Consider the following 18,197-nt stretch of genomic DNA (forward strand, 5'->3'; position numbering starts at 1 on the left):
CCCGCAAAATAGGCTGATCCTAGTGTATGCGGGAGCACTCAGTTCAGAACTGATCAGTGGGTGAAGCTTTCACCTTCGCCGCCTTTAAGCGCAGGGTGAAGCGCAGAATTCAGTGCTGATGCAACCATGTTGGCTGCCTGCTCAATGAAGAGATCCGTTTCCTTTGGTGTGACAATCAGATTCTGTCCGAGAGGAGACAGTATATCTGAAAACAGCTGCCTCTTTTCGTCCTCATCGAGCGTCCCGAGGACACCTAAAAACACTTCTTTTTCTTTTTCAGGTACCTCAAGTGTTTGGAGCTCATCTTTAGGAATGGACCCTGTCAGCGCATTTGACGGGCGCATACTCTTCGTTCGTTTGCTGCTTAGCGTTTTTTCCGTATAGTCCAGCGTATCAAGGGTAATGGACGCCGCATCCACAACCGTTGGAATCCCGATTGAAATAACCGGAACACCGAGCGTTTCAACGCTGATTTCTTTTCTTTTATTGCCAACGCCTGCCCCCGGCTGTATGCCTGCAGATGAGATTTGAACGGTTGAGTGTATCCGGAGCGCAGATTTAGCCGCGAGAGCATCCACAACGACAACAACTCCCGGAGAAAACTCCTTGACGACACCACTCAATATTGAGCCCGTTTCCATACCGGTTAAACCCATCACCCCTGGCGCAATTGCGGTGACCCTTCTGTAGCCATCCTCAACAGCTTCCGGTTCATAATCAAACAAATGATTGGTGACATAGATTCTGTGACAAACCTGTGGCCCAAGTGAATCCGGGGTAATCTGCCAGTTACCAAGGCCTGCAATCAGAACCGGCGCATCCTCAGGAATCTTCGTTTCATCAAAGAAATGTCTGATTACTTTCTCCAGCCCGTCCGTTGCTTTTTTTACCCAGATTTCATTTTGTGTTCTCAATTGGGGTACCTCAAACGTCCAGTATTCCCCCTCTTTTTTTCCGATTTTTATGCCGGCCTGCTGAGTAATATGAACTTTTTTCAACACAAATGAATCGATTTCTTCTTCTATTATTTCCACTTTCTCCATCTCCTGAAGTTGTTCAGCTGCCTCAAGAGCTTCCAGCGCAAGATCCGTTCGTCCGGACATGATTGTGTCCCCTTTCTCATTTCACAATGTTTGTTTTAGTAGGATGAGCGAAATTCCGTTTTCCATTCACGATGCTGCCAGGAGGGTGATCGTCATCGCGTTTTCAAAAAGTCCTGAACCATTTTCAACAGGAGTATTGCATTCCTTGTCCCCGTTTGATAAAATATCCCTTGTTCTTATGTAAATGAATCTTACCGGTTTAAGTAAACCGGCTGCCGCAATTGTCGGCTGATCTTTTAATCGGGTTTTAACAAAATACCTCGATTCAGTTCGGGAGGTGACATACATGCCAAATATCAAATCTGCTATTAAACGTACTAAAACAAACGCAGTTCGCAACGAAGCAAACGTTCAACAGAAATCTGCTATGCGTACTGCAGTGAAGCGTTTTGAAACAGCTGTTCAAAACAATGCTGAAAACAAAAACGAACTTCTATCTACTGCTGTTAAGCAACTTGATAAAGCTGCTCAAAAGGGTCTTATCCACAAGAACAACGCAGCCCGTCAAAAGTCTCGTCTAATGAGAAAGCTTAACGCATAATAATGAACCCCTATTCCTGAAACGGAATAGGGGTTTTTTATTGAGCTTAATTTCCGGTATTTGATTTACTTTTCATAATGCCCGGGAGCCTGGTCAGAAATAGCTCAAGCACCATTTCTTTTCTTCCTGAAGATGTTTTAAGTGCCAGGTCACTTTGTGCAAGCAGCTGAATGATCTGTGCAAGCTGATCATACGTAAAGAATCTTGCGTGATTTTGAGACAGCTTCACCCTGTAGGGGTGCACTTTTAATCTCGATGCAGCCTGCTGCTGACTGAATCCTTTTTCCGTCATGCTCTTCACCTGATAAATTAACCGGAACTGCCCCGCCAGTAAAGCGAGTATTTTTAAAGGTTCCTCTTTTTGTTTTAACAAGTCATGATACAAATCCAGCGCCTGATCAATTTTTCCTCCAACCGCATATTCAATCAGGTCAAAAACATTCTGTTCCACAGATTTAGGCGTTAATGTTAAAACCGTTTTTAACGAAATGACGCCTTCATTCCTTGAAAACAACGCAAGCTTTTCAATTTCAGCCGACAGCATAAACAGATTGGCTCCGGTGAGTGAAACAAGCTTCTCTAATGCATCGTCCTCGATTTTTACATGACTCGCAGAAGCCCTGCTTTGAATCCAGCCTTTCAGGTCATGTTCAGACAGGTTTTTCGCTTCGATTACAACACCTGATTTTTTTAACGCCTTCGTGATCTTCTTTCTTTCATCCAGTTTTGCCACAGGGATATATAACACAAGGACGGTATAGGGTGCAGGAGACGCTATGTATTTTTCAAGTGCTGCTGTGGACTCCTGCCCGTCCTTCTTTTTTTCAGCCGTTAGAAAAACAGGATGATCAATAAAAACGAGTCTTCTTTCGCCCATAAAAGGAAAAGATTCCGCATCCTCCACCGCTGCTTCCAGACTCGCACCATCACTTAAATCGTGTACGGAGAAATTAAAATCCAGTTCTTCTTCATTCACCACATGCTTCATAAGCAGTTGACGTGTTTCCTGCAGGAGATAGTCCTCCTCACCGTAAAGCAGATAAAAAGGGGCAAACTGCTTGTTTTTAATTTGATTCCATTCCTTGACTATCAATATTAACGCCTCAATTCAATGTATTTCCGAGCTTACGGGATTCATTTTATGTATATAAGCTGCTTCTCACCAACGGTTTGTTTTGCACCTGCCGTACTGAAAAAGCTATTCTTTAACTGAAGATAATCTTATTCTAAAGAAATCGCGTGCTGATGACAACATAGGAAGCCGCACCGGATAACCGGCGCGGGTATTTAAACTCTGCCAAGAGAAGCCTAGGATATTCTCTAAGCAGTGGTTTACACGGTTAGTATTTTCAACAAATCGTGAAATATTTGTGATAACCGATGGGATAGCAGGAAAAATAATTTGTAAGTATAGATTTTTTTTCTGGCATCCTCTATACTGAAAAAGTATATATAGGAGGGGTAAAAATGAACGAGTTTGAAAAAAATGTTCAGTCGAAGCGTAACGACTTAATTGACTCCGGTGTAGCATTCGTTGTTTCATTCGTATTTTTCGCACTATTATTTACTGTAGGAACCGTTATATCGGTGGTTGGATCTTAAGGATCCTGATGAAGAGCCTGATTGGGCTCTTTTTTATTTTGTTTTTCACTTTCTCCCTTAGCGTATGGCAGCATCCAGTGAAAGGTTCCATTGTTTTTACGGTAGCGGAATTCAATCGCACCGTGTGAATAAGTGCCAATCACTTGTGTTCCCTGATCCTCAAGCCTTGTCAGAACATCAGGATGCGGGTGACCATAACGATTATTTCTACCCGCTGAGATGACGGCAATGTCAGGATTAACAGCGCTCAGAAATTCGCTTGTAGTGGATGTGTTACTGCCATGGTGCGCTACTTTCAGAACATCCGCCCGGATCGGCAGCCCGATTAAACTCCGTTCTGCCTCTTCTTCAATATCTCCCGTAAAAAGCCAGCTGACCCCGCCCAATACAGCATGGAGAACAAGCGAGTTATTATTCCCCTCCAGATTGCCACCTGGATGAATCAGCTTAAATTCTGCATCCCCAGTCTTCCATGCGAATGTTTCACTCTGTTCAAAAACCGGTATATTCTTTTCATAAAAATAGTCAAGAAGCTCCTTCATCTCCTTTTTATCAGGCGATCCTTCACTTGTCCAAACCTCCTTAATATGAATTTCCTCTGCGATATCTTCAGCACCTCCAATGTGATCCCAGTCATGATGAGTCAGAATAAGGAGATCAATCGATGTGATTCCCCTACTTTTCAGGAAAGGGACAATTATTTCCTTCCCGACTTTAAATGGCTCATCTTCAGCAGAAAAAGGCATTGCTCCGCCTGTGTCAATCAGATACGTCCCCTGATCAAAAGGCAGATCAATCAGTATACTGTCACCCTGCCCTACATCAATAAATGTAACTGTTCCATCCGGGTTAATCTGATCCCGCAAAAACACGAATATACATAAAAGCATGATAAAACTAAAAACGACACCGTATTTTCTTTTCTCGAGAAAGGAAAAAATGACAACCTGTGATATCACAAGGATAAAAAGCATGAACACAGCAGGTTTTCCAGTCACCAGTACTGCATAGGGAAATTCCGAAAAAAGTAAAGCAGTATGGTCAAATAGCCTGACAGCCTGATCCGGAATCACAAGAAGAATTGAGACAGCAGAAGGGAAAACAAAGCTAACCCCATAAAGCAGTAACAGGACAGGTAATAAAAACAATGTATAGAAAGGAATATAGATAAGGTTAGCAAAGAACGAAGCAATCGAGATCTCGTAAAAATGCCAAAGTAGAAACGGAAGAGCACCGAGTTGTGCAACACCCGTTACCTTTAAAACGGCGATGACGGAGGATGATTGCTGCAGGATGCGTTTTGAAGAAAGAATAATGGAGAGACTTACTGCATAACTCAACTGAAAACCTGGGGACATCACAGCCGCAGGCATAAGGAAAAGATGAAAACAGATCACAACAGAGAATGCTTCTATAAGGGACATCCTGCCCTTCATCATCCTGACAGCCAACACCGTTAACACAATGCCTGAAGCACGCAAAACCGGGGGAGAAGCACCCGTCATGACAGCATACAACGGCAGGAGGATAAACAATAAAATTGTTATCGATTCACGTGTCAACTGCAGCCGGAGCAGCACTTTCCAAATCAGCAGACAGACGAGCCCGACGTGCATACCTGAAATTGCAAGCAAATGAATGATCCCTAGCTTCTGATAAGCAATAAGGTGCTCCTCCTTCATTAAAGACCTGTCTCCAAACAGCAGCGCGTAACTGATACCGTACAGCGATTCCGGAAAGTGATCTTTCATATGAGAAATGCCACGCTCTCTCATTAAAAGGAGCTTCTCCATAAACGAAGGGGACAATTTCTCACATTCTGAAAAACCTTCCGCATGAAAAATCCAATGTATATTCTGAAGATAGAGGTGTTTTTGATAATCAAAGCCGTTAAAGTTGACCGCTTCAGATGGTTCGCGCCAATTCCCTGTCCATACACATTCAGCCGGGAACAGATCAGCAGCTTCTGTATGTTTTTTTGACAGGCGGAGAATCACTTTTTCTTTTTCAGACGTTTGAGCTTCTGCGGTTAAATAATCACCGGAGTTTTTAAATGGAGAGGTTATTTTAAGCAAAGCGGATGTTTCTGAAGGATCAAGCGTAGAGGTTAATGTGGAAAAATAAAAATCAGATCTTATATAAAAAAAGACCATCACTACTGCAACGAGTATAAAGGTTGACCATCTCATTTTTTTGATAAACATAAGAATAACCAGAGGAATGACCAGATACATCCATAGATGAAAGTGCCCCGCCAGAACACCGATCAGTGCGGCGGGGACAGCCGGCAGGAACGGCCTCATTTAATATGCTCATTTTGATCTGAAGACCTGAATAAGGCTTCAATTGAGCTTGGTTCGAATGCAACGTGCTCTATTTGAACGCCAGCCTGTTCAAATAATTCTTCAGCATAAGGATGATTTTTATAATCCGTTGCGTAATAAATCTTCTGAATCCCCGCCTGAATAATCGCTTTTGAACACTGGAGGCAAGGGAAATGAGTAACGTATAGGTGTGCGCCTTCAGTCGCTGCACCGAATTTCGCACATTGCAGCAAAGCATTGATTTCTGCGTGAATCGTGCGGACACAATGATTATCAATAACGTAACATCCCTCATCGATACAATGTGTTCCGCCTTTTATAGACCCGTTATATCCACCGGCAATAATCCGGTTTTCCCTGACGATCGTTGCACCAACTGCCAGCCTTGTACACGTACTTCTCAAAGCAAGCAGATGACTCTGAGCCATAAAATACTGATCCCATGAAATTCTTTCCATTCCGAGTACCTCCTGATACCAGCCGCTGCTGATTATTTTACGGTTATTGACTCTTTCAGTTTATCAAAAGTTTTCTGCCCTATGCCCGAAATGCTCATAATTTCTTCGATTTCTTTAAATGCACCATTCGATTCTCTGAATTCAATAATCGCCAGAGCCTTGGCAGGTCCCACTCCGGGAATAGTCTCAAGCTCCGCCTGATCCGCTGTATTCAGATTTACTTTCCCCTGTTCTTTTTCAACAGTATCAGGAATATCGAGGTCCTGCTCACCCGGTACCGGGATATAAATGACCATTTCATCAGAAAGTTTTTGTGCAAGATTCACCGACGTCATATCCGCCGAAGCTGTTTCACCGCCTGCTGTCGCGATCAGATCAATCACCCTGTCCCCCTCTTTCATTCGATAAACACCGGGATGTTTGACCTGGCCTTTGACATCAACATGAATCTCATTTGTAACGCTCTCAGTAGCAGTGTCCGTTTCAACCTGTTCGGTTACAGGGTCCGGCTTTTGTTCCATTGATTGTTGAGTAAGTGGTGAGGCAACGGGTTCCTGATCGGATTGATTGAAAAACAGAAGAAAAGAGATAATGAGGATAAAAGGAGAAGTATATAGAAGCTGTCTGCGGTAAGTTAAAACCCAATTTTTCATGATTCATACCTCCTGAAGCAGCGGCCGGTTCAGAGGATTACCTAATGATACCATTTTTAAAAAGGAAAGACGAATTTTTTAATTACAGTAAAACCGAACCTCTGATTGATAAAAAGTTCATTTCATACAACTCCTGACATTCTTTCAATAAAAAAGAACAGCTCCTCAAAAAGGCGCTGTTCGTGTTTTTGTTATGGTTTGATGCACACAAAGAAAATGCGTTCGCTGGTTTCTTCCGGTGCATCCATCGTAAAGTCGGCTGAAATGGTTTTCACCTGAAAGCCGGCTTCTTCAAGCCATTTTTGATACTGCTTAGCAGTAAATGTACGCTGTTTGTGAAGCTCATCATATCGTCTGTACAGCCCTGATTCTTCCTCAATGAAAAAGCTCAGTTCATGCTCCACACTGTTTTCAAATTCACCTTCAAAGGAATCCCAGATGTACGCTGCTTCACCTGTGTCATCATGATAGGACTGGCCAATGAACAGGTGATTCATTTTATAAACGGAATGGACATCGAACAGGAAATAACCCCCGCTCTTTAACAGGGCCGCCATATTGGCAAAAGTTTTCTGAACCTCTTCTTCTGTCTCAAGATAATTGAGTGAATCGCAAAAGATCGTAATGCGGTCAAAAGGTTCAAACCCCTGTACATCAGTCATGTTCATTTCTAAAAAGTCAACCTTCAGCCCTGCTTCTTCCGCCTTTTCACGCGCAATGGCAAGCATGGATGAAGACAGGTCAATGCCTGTTACGTCATAGCCATATTCTGAAGCCTTTAACGTCCACTCACCTGTTCCACAACCAACATCAAGAAGCCTTTTAGCAGAATAACCCTGATCCCCTGTTGCTTCAACTAAGAAAGCCATCCAGGAATCGTAAGGTACATCCGCCATCAGCTGGTCATAGACGAGGGCAAATGATTCATAAGACATCAGTTCAGGCTGCTCGTCATATCTTCAATCGGAGCATCTCCCCAAAGTTTCTCGAGCTTGTAGTAATCACGCTCATCACGATGGAACACGTGAACAACAACGTAGCCAAGATCCACAAGTACCCAGCGCGCTTCGTCATAGCCTTCCATCCGCTTCACTGAAAAACCGGCTTCTTCTGCACGATCCTTTACTTCACGCGCAATCGCCTGTACCTGCTTATCTGAGTTACCGTGACAGATCATAAAGTAATCTGCAATCAGGGAAATCCCCTGCATGTTTAATGTAATAATATCTTCTGCCCGCTTGTCATCAACCGCGTTGTAGGCAAGGGCTAACAGTTCAGTTTCTTTCATATTTTAACTTCTCCTTTTGCAGCATTAAGTCGTTATAACAATCAAGCGAATCAGGAAAGACACGCTGTTTTTTCTCAATCAGAAATAAAATAGATTGTTTTACCGCTTTTCGCATCGCTTTATCAAAATCTGTATAAGCTATTTCTCTTACTTTTTCAACGCCGGGAAACTTTCTCCCCGGTTCTATATAATCTGCTAAATAAACGATTTGTTCAAGCTTCGTCATATTTGCTCTGCCTGTTGTATGATACCGGATGGCGAGCAGTACTTCCTCTGATTCAATCCCAAGTTCTGCTTTCGCCAGATGAGCCGCCACAGGGCCGTGCCACAGCTCATGATGAAAATCAAGCAGGCGCATGTCCAGATTCTGATCAATGATGATTTGTTTCAGTTTATCCCTGCTCTGATATTTCGCCATGTCATGAAGAATGGCAGCAAGCTCAGCCTTTTCGGCATCCTCACCAATAGATTCGGCCAGTGCTTTTGCTGTTTCCACTACGCCCAGCGTGTGAATATATCTTTTAGCAGGAAGTATTTCACGGACATAAGAAAGTGCTTCCTCACGATTCATACAATCCCTCCTTGCTGATATACGCCTCTACAGAAGACGGAAGAAGAAATTTGCAATTTTGACCCGATTTAATTCGATCACGTATAAAGGTTGATGACAAATGAATGGAGGGTCCATCTATGACCCTGACATCAGCATCATCTGCAGGACTAATACCCGGGCGATGGAACCCGATAAACTGAACCTGTTTTTTTAGATCTTTCATTCTGTACCATGATCCTAATGTATCCATCATATCTCCACCAATGATAAAAAACCATTCATGACCAGGTTCGTTTTCTTTTATTTCCATTATTGTATCATACGTATACGCTTTATTCTCACGATGGACCTCTGCATATTCCATTTTAAAATAAGGGATCTCCGCAATTGCGAGTTCTACCATTTTGACCCTTTGCTGAATCGTTGCCTCTCCTGACAATGTCTTATGTGGTGGCGCGCCGTTTGGCATAAATCTCACTTCATCAAGCCCGAGGGATTGATAAGCTTCATTCGCCATGATCAAATGACCAATATGAACAGGATCAAATGAACCTCCAAGCAGGCCAATCCTCTTTTTTTGCATCAGCCTTTTTTCGGAAGCTCAATCTTTTTATTTTCTCTTGACTCTTTATAGACAACAATCGTATTTCCGATAATTTGAACAAGCTCGGCACGTGCTCCTTTTACAATGACAGCTGCTGCCTCATCCTTATCCTGTTCACAGTTCTGGAGCACACTGATTTTAATCAGCTCTCTTGCTTCCAGCGCCTCGCCAATCTGTTTCACCATATTATCATTCACGCCACCTTTTCCAATCTGGAAAATAGGTGAAAGGTGGTGCGCTTCACCACGTAAAAATCTTTTTTGTTTACCTGTAAGCATTATGTTCCTCCTATTGATTCTGAAATCCTTTTTATCATTTTTTCAGCATCCGGCTTTTCCCCGGTCCACTCTTCAAAAGCGGTTGCGCCTTGATACACAAACATTCCCACTCCGTTCAGCGTGTCAGCACCACCTTCTGATGCCTGTTTTAAAAACGCTGTTTGAAGTGGGTTATAAATTATATCTGCAGCCAGACTGTTTTTTTTGACTCTTGTCATATTGATCGGAGTTTGATCTGTATCCGGGACCATGCCAACTGACGTTGTATTGATCACAATATCAAATTCATCTAATTGTGCTTCCGCTTCATCCATTGTCAAAGCCGACTTTTCACCATTGATGATCAGACTATTTAGAAGCCTTTCACCTTTTGATACTGTTCTGTTTGCAATTGATAAAGATTTTGGCTGATAAGGAACGAGTGCTCCTGCAATCCCTTTTGCAGCCCCGCCTGCCCCGATAATACATACGCGGGAACCGGCAATGTCAACAGCTGTTCTCTTCAATAAAAGAGATTTCATAAACCCGGTCCCATCTGTGTTTTTACCGATCAGTCTGCCATCCTTTACAATGACAGTGTTAACAGCACCGAGTACAGCTGCTTGTTCATCAACCTCATCCAGCAATGGGATGATGGCTTCTTTGTGCGGAATGGTCACGTTCCAGCCGTCATATCCACCCTTCACAAGTGCTTTAACCTCTCCGGCTAGTGCTTCAGGGAGAATATCCTTTGCTTCATAGCTACCGGAAATCCCAAGCTCTCCAAGCCAGATCGTATGCATAAAGGGTGATTTTGACTGTTTAATAGGATGTCCGATAACGGCCAGCTTCATGATCATTCAACTCCTGTCAGATTAAAGATTTACGCACGATCGCGCTTACGCCTTCAGGGACATACGCGGCAACTTTTGCACCTGCTTCGTTAACGGTTATCCAGCCGAGACCTGAAAACACGATATCTGTTTTCGCTTCCTTAACCATAAATTCATGTCTTTTCAGCTTTGGAAATTCCGCAAGATCCTCACTGCGCGGAGGGGATAACATTTCTCCCACATGCTTTTCATAAAGATTGTCTGCATTTTCAAGCTTCGTCCGGTGGATATCCAGTTCATTTGAAAAATAGCATGTAAATGAATTTTTCTCTCCACTGATAAAGTCAAATCTTGCCAGACCTGCAACAAAAAGTGCCTGCTCTTCTTTTAACTGAAATACTTTAGGTTTCAATTCTTTTCTTGGCATAACGATTTTTAAGTCCTGCTTATTAATAACATGAGCCATCTGGTCGCGGTTAATAATTCCCGGTGTATCAATAATTGCCTGACCATCGTCCAGAGGAATTTCGATCATATCAAGTGTCGTACCAGGGAATTGAGAGGTCGTAATTACATCGTTTTCCCCAGTCACCTCTTTGATGATCCGGTTAATCAGCGTGGATTTCCCCACATTGGTACAACCGACAATATAAACGTCGCGGCCTTTTCGCTCGCGATCAATCGCTTCGAGCACTTCCTGAATACGGTGACCCTTATCGGCACTGCATAAAAGCACGTCCACCGGCTTCAGCCCAAGCTGCTTCGCTTCGTACTTCATCCAGTTAATCAGCTTATTCGGCTTTAGTGACTTAGGAAGAATATCGGATTTATTTCCGATCAGTAATACAGGGTTCTTTCCAACAAAACGGTGCAAACCTTTCAGGAAACTGCCGTTGAAGTCTACAATATCTACAACTTTAACAATCAGCGCGTCTACTTCACCCAGTCCATTCAGAATCTTAAGGAAGTCATCATCTGTTAATGAAACATCCTGCACTTCATTATAGTGCTTTAATTTGAAGCAGCGCTGACAGATGATCTGCTCCCTTTTCAAACTGGAAGGTGGTGCATAGCCAATCGCTTCTTTATCCTCTGTCTGGATCTCAACACCACACCCAATACACGTCACGTGTAAATCGCTCACTTTTTATCCTCCCACTGTATCATTTTTTTACGCTTAAAGAAGTTCAAAAGACGTCTTTCAATAAGACGGTTAATTCTTGTAAAGAATCCGTCTGTTTTGGCAACCGGCACAACAAGAATCGTATAAAGCTTATTCAGATTCCCACCGAGAACATCTGTCAGAAGCTGATCACCAATAACAACTGTTTCTGACTTCTTTACATTCATATCACGCAGCGCACGTCTGAAGGCACGTCCCATCGGTTTTCTGGCATGATAAATAAACGGTACACCAATCGGATCTGAGAACGCAGCCACTCTCAATTGATTATTATTAGACACAATGGTCACGAGAATATCATGCTTTTGCATATTTTCAAGCCACTCAATCAGTTTTGGAGTAGCGTTCTTACGATCCCATTCAACAAGCGTATTATCAAGATCTGTAATAATTGCTTTAATTCCCTGCTTTTTTAGTTTTTCCGGTGTTATTTCAAATACGCTGTCTACGTATTCATTCGGCAAAAATAGTTTTATCATCATCGTTCACCTCTTCACTTCAAGTCTTTATCATACATGATCTCATGCGTAAGTTCAAAAGCATTCTTCAATTTGAAAATTATCTCAAAATTCGTTCGACAAATAATGCGCATCTTTGTTTTGTGGATAACTTTATCAACGAGGACTTGCTTATAAACTCTTTATATCAGGATAGTTATCTACACGTTTTACACAGGTTATCCACTTTAAGTTGTGGATAACAGAACGCTTGTTCTTTCAAATAAATTTTGCTACTATCATTTTAGCGAAAAAACTGAGAGGAGATATTTTTATGAACAACCTTCCACTTCCCCTTCTGATCAAAGCGCTTGAAGAGGCAATTCGCCTGAACCTCGCTTCCGACTTCATCCAGATGATTGAACGCGAAATCAGCAAGCGACAAGCAAGCTGAATCTAAAAAAACGATCATTATTATACTACCTTACTTTTTACATACCTGCACTTTCAGAATGAACTAGTGGCATTTTCCCACGGAATCCTATACGATAGAATAAAGAATTCTGAATATTCGGACAGGAGGATCCTTATGAAAGTTGTAAACATTTGTTCTGAATGTCGGGGTAAGGGTTTAATCAGAAGAGCCGGATTTCTCAGCAGAAAATGTCAGACATGTAAGGGTACCGGCAAAATGACCAGATCATTGAGAGAATATAAATTGAATGAGTAGGACGGGCAAGTTTCCAGCTTTTTTTCATATCGTAGCAGTAGGGCGAATGGAAAAAGGAGGGATAACTTGTCTATTTTTTTGATGATGCTTGCTACTGTATGCGATTTGCCTGCACTGACCGGATACTTTAAACAGAATGCTTTTCCTAAGCCGCTTGGTAAAGAGGAAGAAAAAGTGGCCATTGAAAAAGTGTTACAAGGTGATCAGGAAGCACGAAAGCTCCTGATTGAACACAATCTGAGACTGGTGGCTCACATTGTAAAAAAGTTTGAGAATACAGGGGAGTCGCCTGAAGATCTGATCTCGATTGGTACAATCGGACTCATTAAAGCGATCGAAAGCTACTCCTTCGAAAAAGGCACTAAACTGGCCACTTATGCAGCCCGGTGTATCGAAAATGAACTGCTTATGTTTTTACGTTCCTTAAAAAAGACAAAAAAAGATGTTTCCCTGAATGACCCGATTGGCGAAGACAAAGATGGTAATGCGATCAGTCTCATTGATATTTTACGGGGTGAAGATGAAGCACTCGATGATCAGCTCTTTCAAAAAATGAATGAGGAGAAGGTTCGCACATTACTGCAGACGCTTGAAGAAAGGGAAATCGAGGTCATCAGTGCACGCTTCGGTCTAAGTGGACAGGATGAAAAAACCCAGCGCGAAATCGCCAAGGAGCTCGGGATCTCAAGAAGTTATGTTTCACGGATTGAAAAAAGAGCATTAATGAAGCTCTTCCATGCATTCTCACAGGAAGAGCTTCATTAAGCTCACTTTATTCTTTTCACGATTCCAAGAATCAGATTAGCTGAATTAACAGCTGCTTTTTTCAAATACTGGTCAAAAGACAGATCTGACTCTTTTCCTGCAATATCAGACAGGGAACGGATGATGACAAAAGGTGTTCCGTACTGATGTGCGACCTGGGCAATCGCCGCTGCCTCCATTTCAAGTGCCTGAAGACCTTCAAATTTATCTTCAAGTGCTTTTACTCTTGCAGGATCATTCATAAATGAATCTCCTGTCGCAATAAGCCCGTCAACCGTATTAACAGTCCCGATTTCCTCAGCGCTCTCACGTGCAGCCTGTCTGAGCTGATCTTCAGCCTTAAAAGCAGCCGGCAGACCCGGAACCTGTCCGTACTCATAATTAAATGCGGTTACATCAACATCATGGTGTCTCACTTCCGTGGAAATTACAACATCGCCAACCTCAAGAGTTGGATCAAAACCGCCGGCAGAACCTGTATTTAATATGTAATAAGGCTGATAACGTTCCTGTAAGATCGTCGTAGTCATAGCCGCGTTCACTTTACCGATCCCGCTTTTCACAAGTACGACTTCTTTTCCATCAATCAATCCGGATGTAAATTCACTATTTGCAATCGTTTCGGTTTTTGCATCTTCAATGTTGGATCTCAGAAGCTCAACTTCCTCTTCCATCGCACCAATAATTCCGATTTTCATACTATCCCTGCTTTCTGAGCAATTGATTCAAAACTTCTTTGAACTTACCATAGCCAGTCGTAAAGTTCAATCACCTCATGTTATACTAATTGCATGCTTTTTCTCAAGCACTACACGTTGTCAGGGGAGATTATGATGAGCTTTCAACTGGACATGATTAAAGATAAAATTGAATTTTTTGAGGCTTCGAGTCTAAAAGAACTGGAACGCGCCATTCAACAGCAGATCGAAAACAACCAGGCGATTCTGCTCCGGGTTCATTCCGTTGAACACGAAGTAACCAAAATGGATGATGGACGATTACTCTATACAGCCTGCGTTCATTTCAAGGCCGAATAACACTAAACAATTTTAATATTCAGTTGTATGAATTGCTTTTTTTGGTTTTAGATGGACGGATTATTCATTCAATTAGCAGCATACTTTACAAAAAGTGCCGGGCCATTCCGTAGACTCCTGCGGCATAGAAGCGACAGGTGAGACAGCGTAGTGCGGAGCACTAGCTGGCTCACCGCGCGGCCTTAGAAAAGCGGAGGTGACTCGTCCAGCCCCGACAAGCATAAGGCGAAGATGAAAAGAGGGCTGACCTTTGCCCTCGTTCATCTTTGACTTATGACCTCGAGGGGCTAGTCGCCGCAGCTAGACACAAAGGAAAGCGAAGGAATGGCCCGGCACGGTTATTACATGTCCATAAAATAAATCCCCGTTCACTAATGAACGGGGGTTTGTTTTATAGTTCGTCAACTTTAACCGGCTTCCATCCTTCACCATCAATCCACTCAAGGTGGACGCGGTATTCTTCTGCAGAGGCATCAGGACCTGATACGTCAGCATATGAAAGGTTTGGTCCTCCATTGTTACCCATCCACCATACTGTCATGGTAGAAGCGTCGAGACCGGTTGCATAAGCAGCTGCTTTTACCTTTTCATTCCAGTCTACAGAGCCTTCTTCATAGGAAGAGACGTGCTCGCCTGTCTGCTCCGTACCGATTGGCTTAAACTCACCTTCTTTAGGCTTTTCATCTTTTTTCTTTTTCTTTTCTTCTTTTTCTTTCTTTTCATTTTCTTCTTCAGACGCTATAGTCTGCTCTTCAGACTGCTCATCCTCAGAAGCGTTGTTCTCCCGCTCCTCTGATTCAGCAGCGGTTAAAGATGCTGATTCAGATTCTTCCTGCTGTTCTTCATTGTCGTTTGAATCCTGTTCATCAGCAACACCGTTGTTTTCCTGAACCTGTTCAGCGATTGTTTTTTCCTCTTCATCAGAGGCAGCCTGGTTCTCATTACCGCCAAAAAATATAAGAGAACCTACAATTAAAATCAGTCCGAATACAACCGCAATCGAAGTATTGTATATGATATTTGTTTTTCTTTTTTTTCCCTGAATTGTTGATCTGGAATTTTTGTTCATGATTATTCACTCCTCACTCACACTTTTTTCCCTGCTTAAAAGAATCTAAACTACTATAACACGGATTCTTATCATTCCGGCAAGTGACAAGAAGACCGTTTTTAGCGGCAGTGATTCAATACCTACACAAATAAGACGTTTGATCATAAATTTGGTTACAACATAAGCAGGTTTTTATATGAATGAACGGTAAGAAAAAAGCACCAGAACTGTTGGTCCCGGTGCTTTCATTACCATTTTAGCTGATTGATGTAATGCGGACATCCATGTCTCCGCCTGGTGTCTGCACTTTCACTTCATCGCCAACCACTTTGCCAATCAGGCTTTTCGCAATCGGTGAGTCATTTGAAATGCGTCCCTCAAACGGATCTGCTTCCGCACTTCCGACGATTGTGTATGACTCTTCATCGCCATCCGGAAGTTCAATAAATGTTACTGTTTTCCCGAGGGAAACAACGCCATCAAGTGCTCCATCATCTTCAATGATTTTCGCATTGCGGATCATGGATTCAAGTGTGGAAATACGGCCTTCTACAAAAGCCTGTTCTTCTTTAGCTGAGTCATACTCAGAGTTCTCCGAAAGGTCTCCAAAGCTGCGAGCGATTTTAATTCGTTCTACAACTTCTTTTCTTTTGACTGATTTTAAATGCTCAAGCTCCTGTTCAAGCTTTTGCTTTCCTTCCTGAGTCATTGGATAAACTTTTTCATTTGGCAAAGCCCTTCACTCCTTTAACATACATGTCAACTATTTTTCTATTCCATGCTATGAATTCATACCCTCAATTATGAAGTATGTTAAAAAGAGGATTTTTTAACCCTCTTTTACATTCTTTGCTATCATATTACACAATTGACTTTTGTTCAAGAATCGTTTGAATTTTCGTTACCATTAAATCAATGGCAACATGGTTCTGTCCGCCCTCCGGAATAATTATATCCGCATAGCGCTTAGTCGGCTCAATAAACTGGTTATGCATCGGGCGAACCACGTTTATATACTGGTCCACTACAGAATCAATCGTACGCCCACGCTCGTTAATATCACGCAGCATACGTCTGATAATGCGCAGATCTGAATCTGTATCCACATATAGTTTGATATCCATCAGATCGCGAAGCCTTTCATCTTCAAGTACAAGGATGCCTTCCACGATAATCACATCTTTCGGCTCCACTGGAATCGTTCTTTCAGATCGTGTATGAACCGTATAATCATAAACCGGCTTCTCTACAGCTTCTCTTTTAAGGAGCTGACTGATGTGTTCAATTAATAAATCATTATCAAAAGCAAGCGGATGATCATAGTTTGTTTTTAATCGTTCTTCATAAGGAATATTACTTTGATCCTTATAATAATAATCCTGTTCAATGATTGCAATCGACTGATCTTTAAAATAGTCATAGATCGCTTTTGTGACAGACGTTTTTCCTGATCCGGAACCGCCTGTTACACCTATAATTACGGGTTTATTTTTTATCATTTAGCCGAGAGCTCCTTTCGCATCATGTTGAGCGGACGTAGTGGCTGATCCACCTTAAAACGGACAATTTGCAGCGGATGTCTCGCTGCGTCCAGCTCATTTCCTCTTTCATCCCAGATTGTTTCGACAACCTGTGTGAAGTTATCCATATCTGGGCCAAAGAATTCAATTTCCTGCCCCGGCTTAAAATAGTTTCTTTGTTGTAAGGTAACCATTTTAGATTCTTCGTTGTAATCAAGAACCAGACCTGCAAAATCGAATTTTGTATTTTTCCCGTGCTCGCCAAACATCTGCTCCTCATGCCCCGGAACGCCTTCGAAAAAGGCCGTTGCCGTATCACGATTCGCACATTTATCGAGCTCTTCCAGCCATTCTTTTTTAATTTTAAAGTTCTCAGGATCTTCACAGTAAGCGTCAATGACTTTCCGGTACACACTGACAACCGTTGCCACATAATGAATGGATTTCATCCGGCCTTCTATTTTTAAGCTGTCAATGCCAAGCTCGATCATTCTCGGAATGGATTCGATCAGCTTCAGATCCTTCGGACTCATGGCAAATGGAGCGTCACCTTCACTATATAGCGCCTGTTCCTGACCATCTTCAACGGCATATAAGTCATAATCCCAGCGGCATGACTGACAGCAGCCGCCCCTGTTTGAATCACGCGCTGTCATATGGTTACTCAGGACGCAGCGACCACTGTAGGCAATACACATTGCGCCATGAATAAAGGTTTCAATTTCAATATCGACCTTTTCTTTCATTTCCTGAATTTCATCGCCGCTCGTTTCACGGGCGAGCACAACACGGTGAAGCCCTTCCTCTTTCCAGAACTGAACTGCTTTCCAGTTCGAAAGGGACTGCTGGGTACTCAGATGCACCTCAACCTCCGGCGCAACACGCTTGCATGTTTCAATAATAAGCGGATCCGCCACAATGATTCCTGCCACTCCGGCTGAGGCGATACCGCGTAAATAGTCTTCAAGACCATCGATGTTTTCATTGTGAGCAAAAATATTGGTTGTTACATAGATTTTAGCGCCATATTTTTTCGCAAATTCGACGCCTTCCTTCATTTCCTCAATCGTGAAATTTCCGGCGTTGGACCGTAATCCATATTCCTGACCACCGATAAAGACAGCGTCAGCTCCGTAATGCACCGCTACCTTCAGCTTTTCAAGGTTTCCTGCAGGCGCAAGTAACTCGGGTTTCTTTACAATCACCCGTTTGCCGTCTTTGATTGCAGAAATTTTATCAATCATATTGGTCATTCCCT

General features: G+C 42.6%; 23 protein-coding genes. 5 read left to right on the plus strand and 18 right to left on the minus strand.

Annotated features, from left to right (window positions below; all coding sequences use genetic code 11):
• Positions 1–53 precede the first annotated feature (53 nt).
• Positions 54–1,103 carry a GPR endopeptidase gene (gene gpr, locus E2491_RS16285; RefSeq protein ID WP_134376682.1) on the minus strand — a complete coding sequence of 350 codons (1,050 nt, stop codon included), beginning with the start codon at positions 1,101–1,103 and terminating at the stop codon, positions 54–56.
• 286 nt (positions 1,104–1,389) lie between these two features.
• Between gpr and rpsT the strand changes: the two genes are divergently transcribed.
• The gene (gene rpsT / locus E2491_RS16290) at positions 1,390–1,644 is read left to right on the plus strand and encodes a 30S ribosomal protein S20 (protein ID WP_134376683.1); all 255 of its coding nucleotides are present in this window, start codon (positions 1,390–1,392) and stop codon (positions 1,642–1,644) included.
• A gap of 46 nt (positions 1,645–1,690) precedes the next feature.
• On the opposite strand, the gene holA is transcribed toward rpsT, so the two are convergent.
• Positions 1,691–2,737: a DNA polymerase III subunit delta gene (holA, locus tag E2491_RS16295; protein ID WP_134376684.1), complete on the minus strand. Its 1,047-nt coding sequence runs from the start codon at positions 2,735–2,737 to the stop codon at positions 1,691–1,693.
• Between the two features lie 374 nt (positions 2,738–3,111).
• On the opposite strand from holA, the gene E2491_RS16300 reads away from it, so the two are divergent.
• A complete protein-coding gene (locus E2491_RS16300; RefSeq protein ID WP_134376685.1) occupies positions 3,112–3,246 on the plus strand; it encodes a YqzM family protein in 135 nt (44 codons plus the stop codon).
• On the opposite strand, the gene E2491_RS16305 is transcribed toward E2491_RS16300, so the two are convergent.
• From E2491_RS16305 to E2491_RS16355, 11 genes are all read right to left on the minus strand, one after another.
• A complete protein-coding gene (locus E2491_RS16305) occupies positions 3,243–5,549 on the minus strand; it encodes a DNA internalization-related competence protein ComEC/Rec2 (protein ID WP_134376686.1) in 2,307 nt (768 codons plus the stop codon). The two genes, E2491_RS16300 and E2491_RS16305, sit on opposite strands and share 4 nt — an antisense overlap.
• The gene (locus tag E2491_RS16310) at positions 5,546–6,028 is read right to left on the minus strand and encodes a ComE operon protein 2 (protein WP_134376687.1); all 483 of its coding nucleotides are present in this window, start codon (positions 6,026–6,028) and stop codon (positions 5,546–5,548) included. Before E2491_RS16310 ends, E2491_RS16305 begins: the two co-directional genes overlap by 4 nt.
• A 32-nt stretch (positions 6,029–6,060) precedes the next feature.
• Positions 6,061–6,681, minus strand: a complete 621-nt coding sequence (locus tag E2491_RS16315) for a helix-hairpin-helix domain-containing protein (RefSeq protein WP_134376688.1) — start codon at positions 6,679–6,681, stop codon at positions 6,061–6,063.
• A gap of 191 nt (positions 6,682–6,872) precedes the next feature.
• Positions 6,873–7,616, minus strand: a complete 744-nt coding sequence (locus E2491_RS16320; RefSeq protein WP_134376689.1) for a class I SAM-dependent DNA methyltransferase — start codon at positions 7,614–7,616, stop codon at positions 6,873–6,875.
• Positions 7,616–7,969, minus strand: a complete 354-nt coding sequence (gene rsfS, locus E2491_RS16325; protein ID WP_134376690.1) for a ribosome silencing factor — start codon at positions 7,967–7,969, stop codon at positions 7,616–7,618. The genes E2491_RS16320 and rsfS overlap by 1 nt, the downstream gene beginning before the upstream one ends.
• Positions 7,956–8,540, minus strand: a complete 585-nt coding sequence (gene yqeK, locus E2491_RS16330) for a bis(5'-nucleosyl)-tetraphosphatase (symmetrical) YqeK (RefSeq protein ID WP_134376691.1) — start codon at positions 8,538–8,540, stop codon at positions 7,956–7,958. Before yqeK ends, rsfS begins: the two co-directional genes overlap by 14 nt.
• Entirely contained in the window at positions 8,530–9,105 is a 576-nt protein-coding gene (locus tag E2491_RS16335) for a nicotinate-nucleotide adenylyltransferase (protein ID WP_134376692.1), read from the minus strand. Before E2491_RS16335 ends, yqeK begins: the two co-directional genes overlap by 11 nt.
• A complete protein-coding gene (gene yhbY / locus E2491_RS16340) occupies positions 9,105–9,404 on the minus strand; it encodes a ribosome assembly RNA-binding protein YhbY (RefSeq protein ID WP_134376693.1) in 300 nt (99 codons plus the stop codon). Before yhbY ends, E2491_RS16335 begins: the two co-directional genes overlap by 1 nt.
• Complete coding sequence (gene aroE / locus E2491_RS16345; protein WP_166805918.1) at positions 9,404–10,237, minus strand: shikimate dehydrogenase; 834 nt, start codon at positions 10,235–10,237, stop codon at positions 9,404–9,406. The genes yhbY and aroE overlap by 1 nt, the downstream gene beginning before the upstream one ends.
• Before the next feature lie 16 nt (positions 10,238–10,253).
• The gene (yqeH, locus tag E2491_RS16350; protein WP_134376695.1) at positions 10,254–11,360 is read right to left on the minus strand and encodes a ribosome biogenesis GTPase YqeH; all 1,107 of its coding nucleotides are present in this window, start codon (positions 11,358–11,360) and stop codon (positions 10,254–10,256) included.
• Complete coding sequence (locus tag E2491_RS16355) at positions 11,357–11,881, minus strand: YqeG family HAD IIIA-type phosphatase (RefSeq protein WP_227396784.1); 525 nt, start codon at positions 11,879–11,881, stop codon at positions 11,357–11,359. The genes yqeH and E2491_RS16355 overlap by 4 nt, the downstream gene beginning before the upstream one ends.
• Before the next feature lie 289 nt (positions 11,882–12,170).
• Between E2491_RS16355 and sda the strand changes: the two genes are divergently transcribed.
• Together sda and sigK are read left to right on the plus strand one after the other, a co-directional pair.
• Entirely contained in the window at positions 12,171–12,290 is a 120-nt protein-coding gene (gene sda / locus E2491_RS16360) for a sporulation histidine kinase inhibitor Sda (RefSeq protein WP_134376696.1), read from the plus strand.
• A gap of 357 nt (positions 12,291–12,647) precedes the next feature.
• The gene (sigK, locus tag E2491_RS16365; RefSeq protein WP_134376890.1) at positions 12,648–13,331 is read left to right on the plus strand and encodes an RNA polymerase sporulation sigma factor SigK; all 684 of its coding nucleotides are present in this window, start codon (positions 12,648–12,650) and stop codon (positions 13,329–13,331) included.
• A gap of 2 nt (positions 13,332–13,333) precedes the next feature.
• On the opposite strand, the gene mtnN is transcribed toward sigK, so the two are convergent.
• Positions 13,334–14,029, minus strand: coding sequence for a 5'-methylthioadenosine/S-adenosylhomocysteine nucleosidase (gene mtnN / locus E2491_RS16370; RefSeq protein WP_134376697.1), 696 nt, complete (start codon positions 14,027–14,029; stop codon positions 13,334–13,336).
• 135 nt (positions 14,030–14,164) lie between these two features.
• Here mtnN and E2491_RS16375 point away from each other — a divergent pair, with 135 nt between their 5' ends.
• The gene (locus tag E2491_RS16375) at positions 14,165–14,368 is read left to right on the plus strand and encodes a DUF2536 family protein (RefSeq protein ID WP_134376698.1); all 204 of its coding nucleotides are present in this window, start codon (positions 14,165–14,167) and stop codon (positions 14,366–14,368) included.
• Positions 14,369–14,759: 391 nt separating this feature from the next.
• On the opposite strand, the gene E2491_RS16380 is transcribed toward E2491_RS16375, so the two are convergent.
• The 4 genes from E2491_RS16380 to E2491_RS16395 all read right to left on the minus strand — a co-directional run bounded on the left by E2491_RS16380 (position 14,760) and on the right by E2491_RS16395 (position 18,192).
• Entirely contained in the window at positions 14,760–15,437 is a 678-nt protein-coding gene (locus tag E2491_RS16380; protein WP_134376699.1) for a YrrS family protein, read from the minus strand.
• Between the two features lie 238 nt (positions 15,438–15,675).
• Complete coding sequence (greA, locus tag E2491_RS16385; RefSeq protein ID WP_134376700.1) at positions 15,676–16,152, minus strand: transcription elongation factor GreA; 477 nt, start codon at positions 16,150–16,152, stop codon at positions 15,676–15,678.
• A gap of 127 nt (positions 16,153–16,279) precedes the next feature.
• Positions 16,280–16,915 (minus strand): uridine kinase, encoded by a 636-nt coding sequence (udk, locus tag E2491_RS16390; RefSeq protein WP_134376892.1) that lies wholly within the window; start codon positions 16,913–16,915, stop codon positions 16,280–16,282.
• The gene (locus tag E2491_RS16395; RefSeq protein WP_134376701.1) at positions 16,915–18,192 is read right to left on the minus strand and encodes a peptidase U32 family protein; all 1,278 of its coding nucleotides are present in this window, start codon (positions 18,190–18,192) and stop codon (positions 16,915–16,917) included. Before E2491_RS16395 ends, udk begins: the two co-directional genes overlap by 1 nt.
• Between the last annotated feature and the right edge of the window lie 5 nt (positions 18,193–18,197).

It is taken from the genome of Jeotgalibacillus sp. R-1-5s-1 (assembly GCF_004405105.1).
In the GTDB taxonomy this organism is placed as follows: domain Bacteria; phylum Bacillota; class Bacilli; order Bacillales; family Jeotgalibacillaceae; genus Jeotgalibacillus.

What these genes read in the sequence shown, in the direction of transcription:
- gpr (WP_134376682.1), bottom strand. Translation starts at nt 1,103, where the DNA reads ATGTCCGGACGAACGGATCTTGCGCTGGAAGCTCTTGAGGCAGCTGAA.
- rpsT (WP_134376683.1), top strand. Translation starts at nt 1,390, where the DNA reads ATGCCAAATATCAAATCTGCTATTAAACGTACTAAAACAAACGCAGTT.
- E2491_RS16300 (WP_134376685.1), top strand. Translation starts at nt 3,112, where the DNA reads ATGAACGAGTTTGAAAAAAATGTTCAGTCGAAGCGTAACGACTTAATT.
- E2491_RS16305 (WP_134376686.1), bottom strand. Translation starts at nt 5,549, where the DNA reads ATGAGGCCGTTCCTGCCGGCTGTCCCCGCCGCACTGATCGGTGTTCTG.
- E2491_RS16310 (WP_134376687.1), bottom strand. Translation starts at nt 6,028, where the DNA reads ATGGAAAGAATTTCATGGGATCAGTATTTTATGGCTCAGAGTCATCTG.
- E2491_RS16315 (WP_134376688.1), bottom strand. Translation starts at nt 6,681, where the DNA reads ATGAAAAATTGGGTTTTAACTTACCGCAGACAGCTTCTATATACTTCT.
- E2491_RS16320 (WP_134376689.1), bottom strand. Translation starts at nt 7,616, where the DNA reads ATGTCTTATGAATCATTTGCCCTCGTCTATGACCAGCTGATGGCGGAT.
- rsfS (WP_134376690.1), bottom strand. Translation starts at nt 7,969, where the DNA reads ATGAAAGAAACTGAACTGTTAGCCCTTGCCTACAACGCGGTTGATGAC.
- yqeK (WP_134376691.1), bottom strand. Translation starts at nt 8,540, where the DNA reads ATGAATCGTGAGGAAGCACTTTCTTATGTCCGTGAAATACTTCCTGCT.
- E2491_RS16335 (WP_134376692.1), bottom strand. Translation starts at nt 9,105, where the DNA reads ATGCAAAAAAAGAGGATTGGCCTGCTTGGAGGTTCATTTGATCCTGTT.
- yhbY (WP_134376693.1), bottom strand. Translation starts at nt 9,404, where the DNA reads ATGCTTACAGGTAAACAAAAAAGATTTTTACGTGGTGAAGCGCACCAC.
- aroE (WP_166805918.1), bottom strand. Translation starts at nt 10,237, where the DNA reads ATGAAGCTGGCCGTTATCGGACATCCTATTAAACAGTCAAAATCACCC.
- E2491_RS16355 (WP_227396784.1), bottom strand. Translation starts at nt 11,881, where the DNA reads ATGATGATAAAACTATTTTTGCCGAATGAATACGTAGACAGCGTATTT.
- sda (WP_134376696.1), top strand. Translation starts at nt 12,171, where the DNA reads ATGAACAACCTTCCACTTCCCCTTCTGATCAAAGCGCTTGAAGAGGCA.
- sigK (WP_134376890.1), top strand. Translation starts at nt 12,648, where the DNA reads ATGATGCTTGCTACTGTATGCGATTTGCCTGCACTGACCGGATACTTT.
- mtnN (WP_134376697.1), bottom strand. Translation starts at nt 14,029, where the DNA reads ATGAAAATCGGAATTATTGGTGCGATGGAAGAGGAAGTTGAGCTTCTG.
- E2491_RS16375 (WP_134376698.1), top strand. Translation starts at nt 14,165, where the DNA reads ATGAGCTTTCAACTGGACATGATTAAAGATAAAATTGAATTTTTTGAG.
- E2491_RS16380 (WP_134376699.1), bottom strand. Translation starts at nt 15,437, where the DNA reads ATGAACAAAAATTCCAGATCAACAATTCAGGGAAAAAAAAGAAAAACA.
- E2491_RS16395 (WP_134376701.1), bottom strand. Translation starts at nt 18,192, where the DNA reads ATGACCAATATGATTGATAAAATTTCTGCAATCAAAGACGGCAAACGG.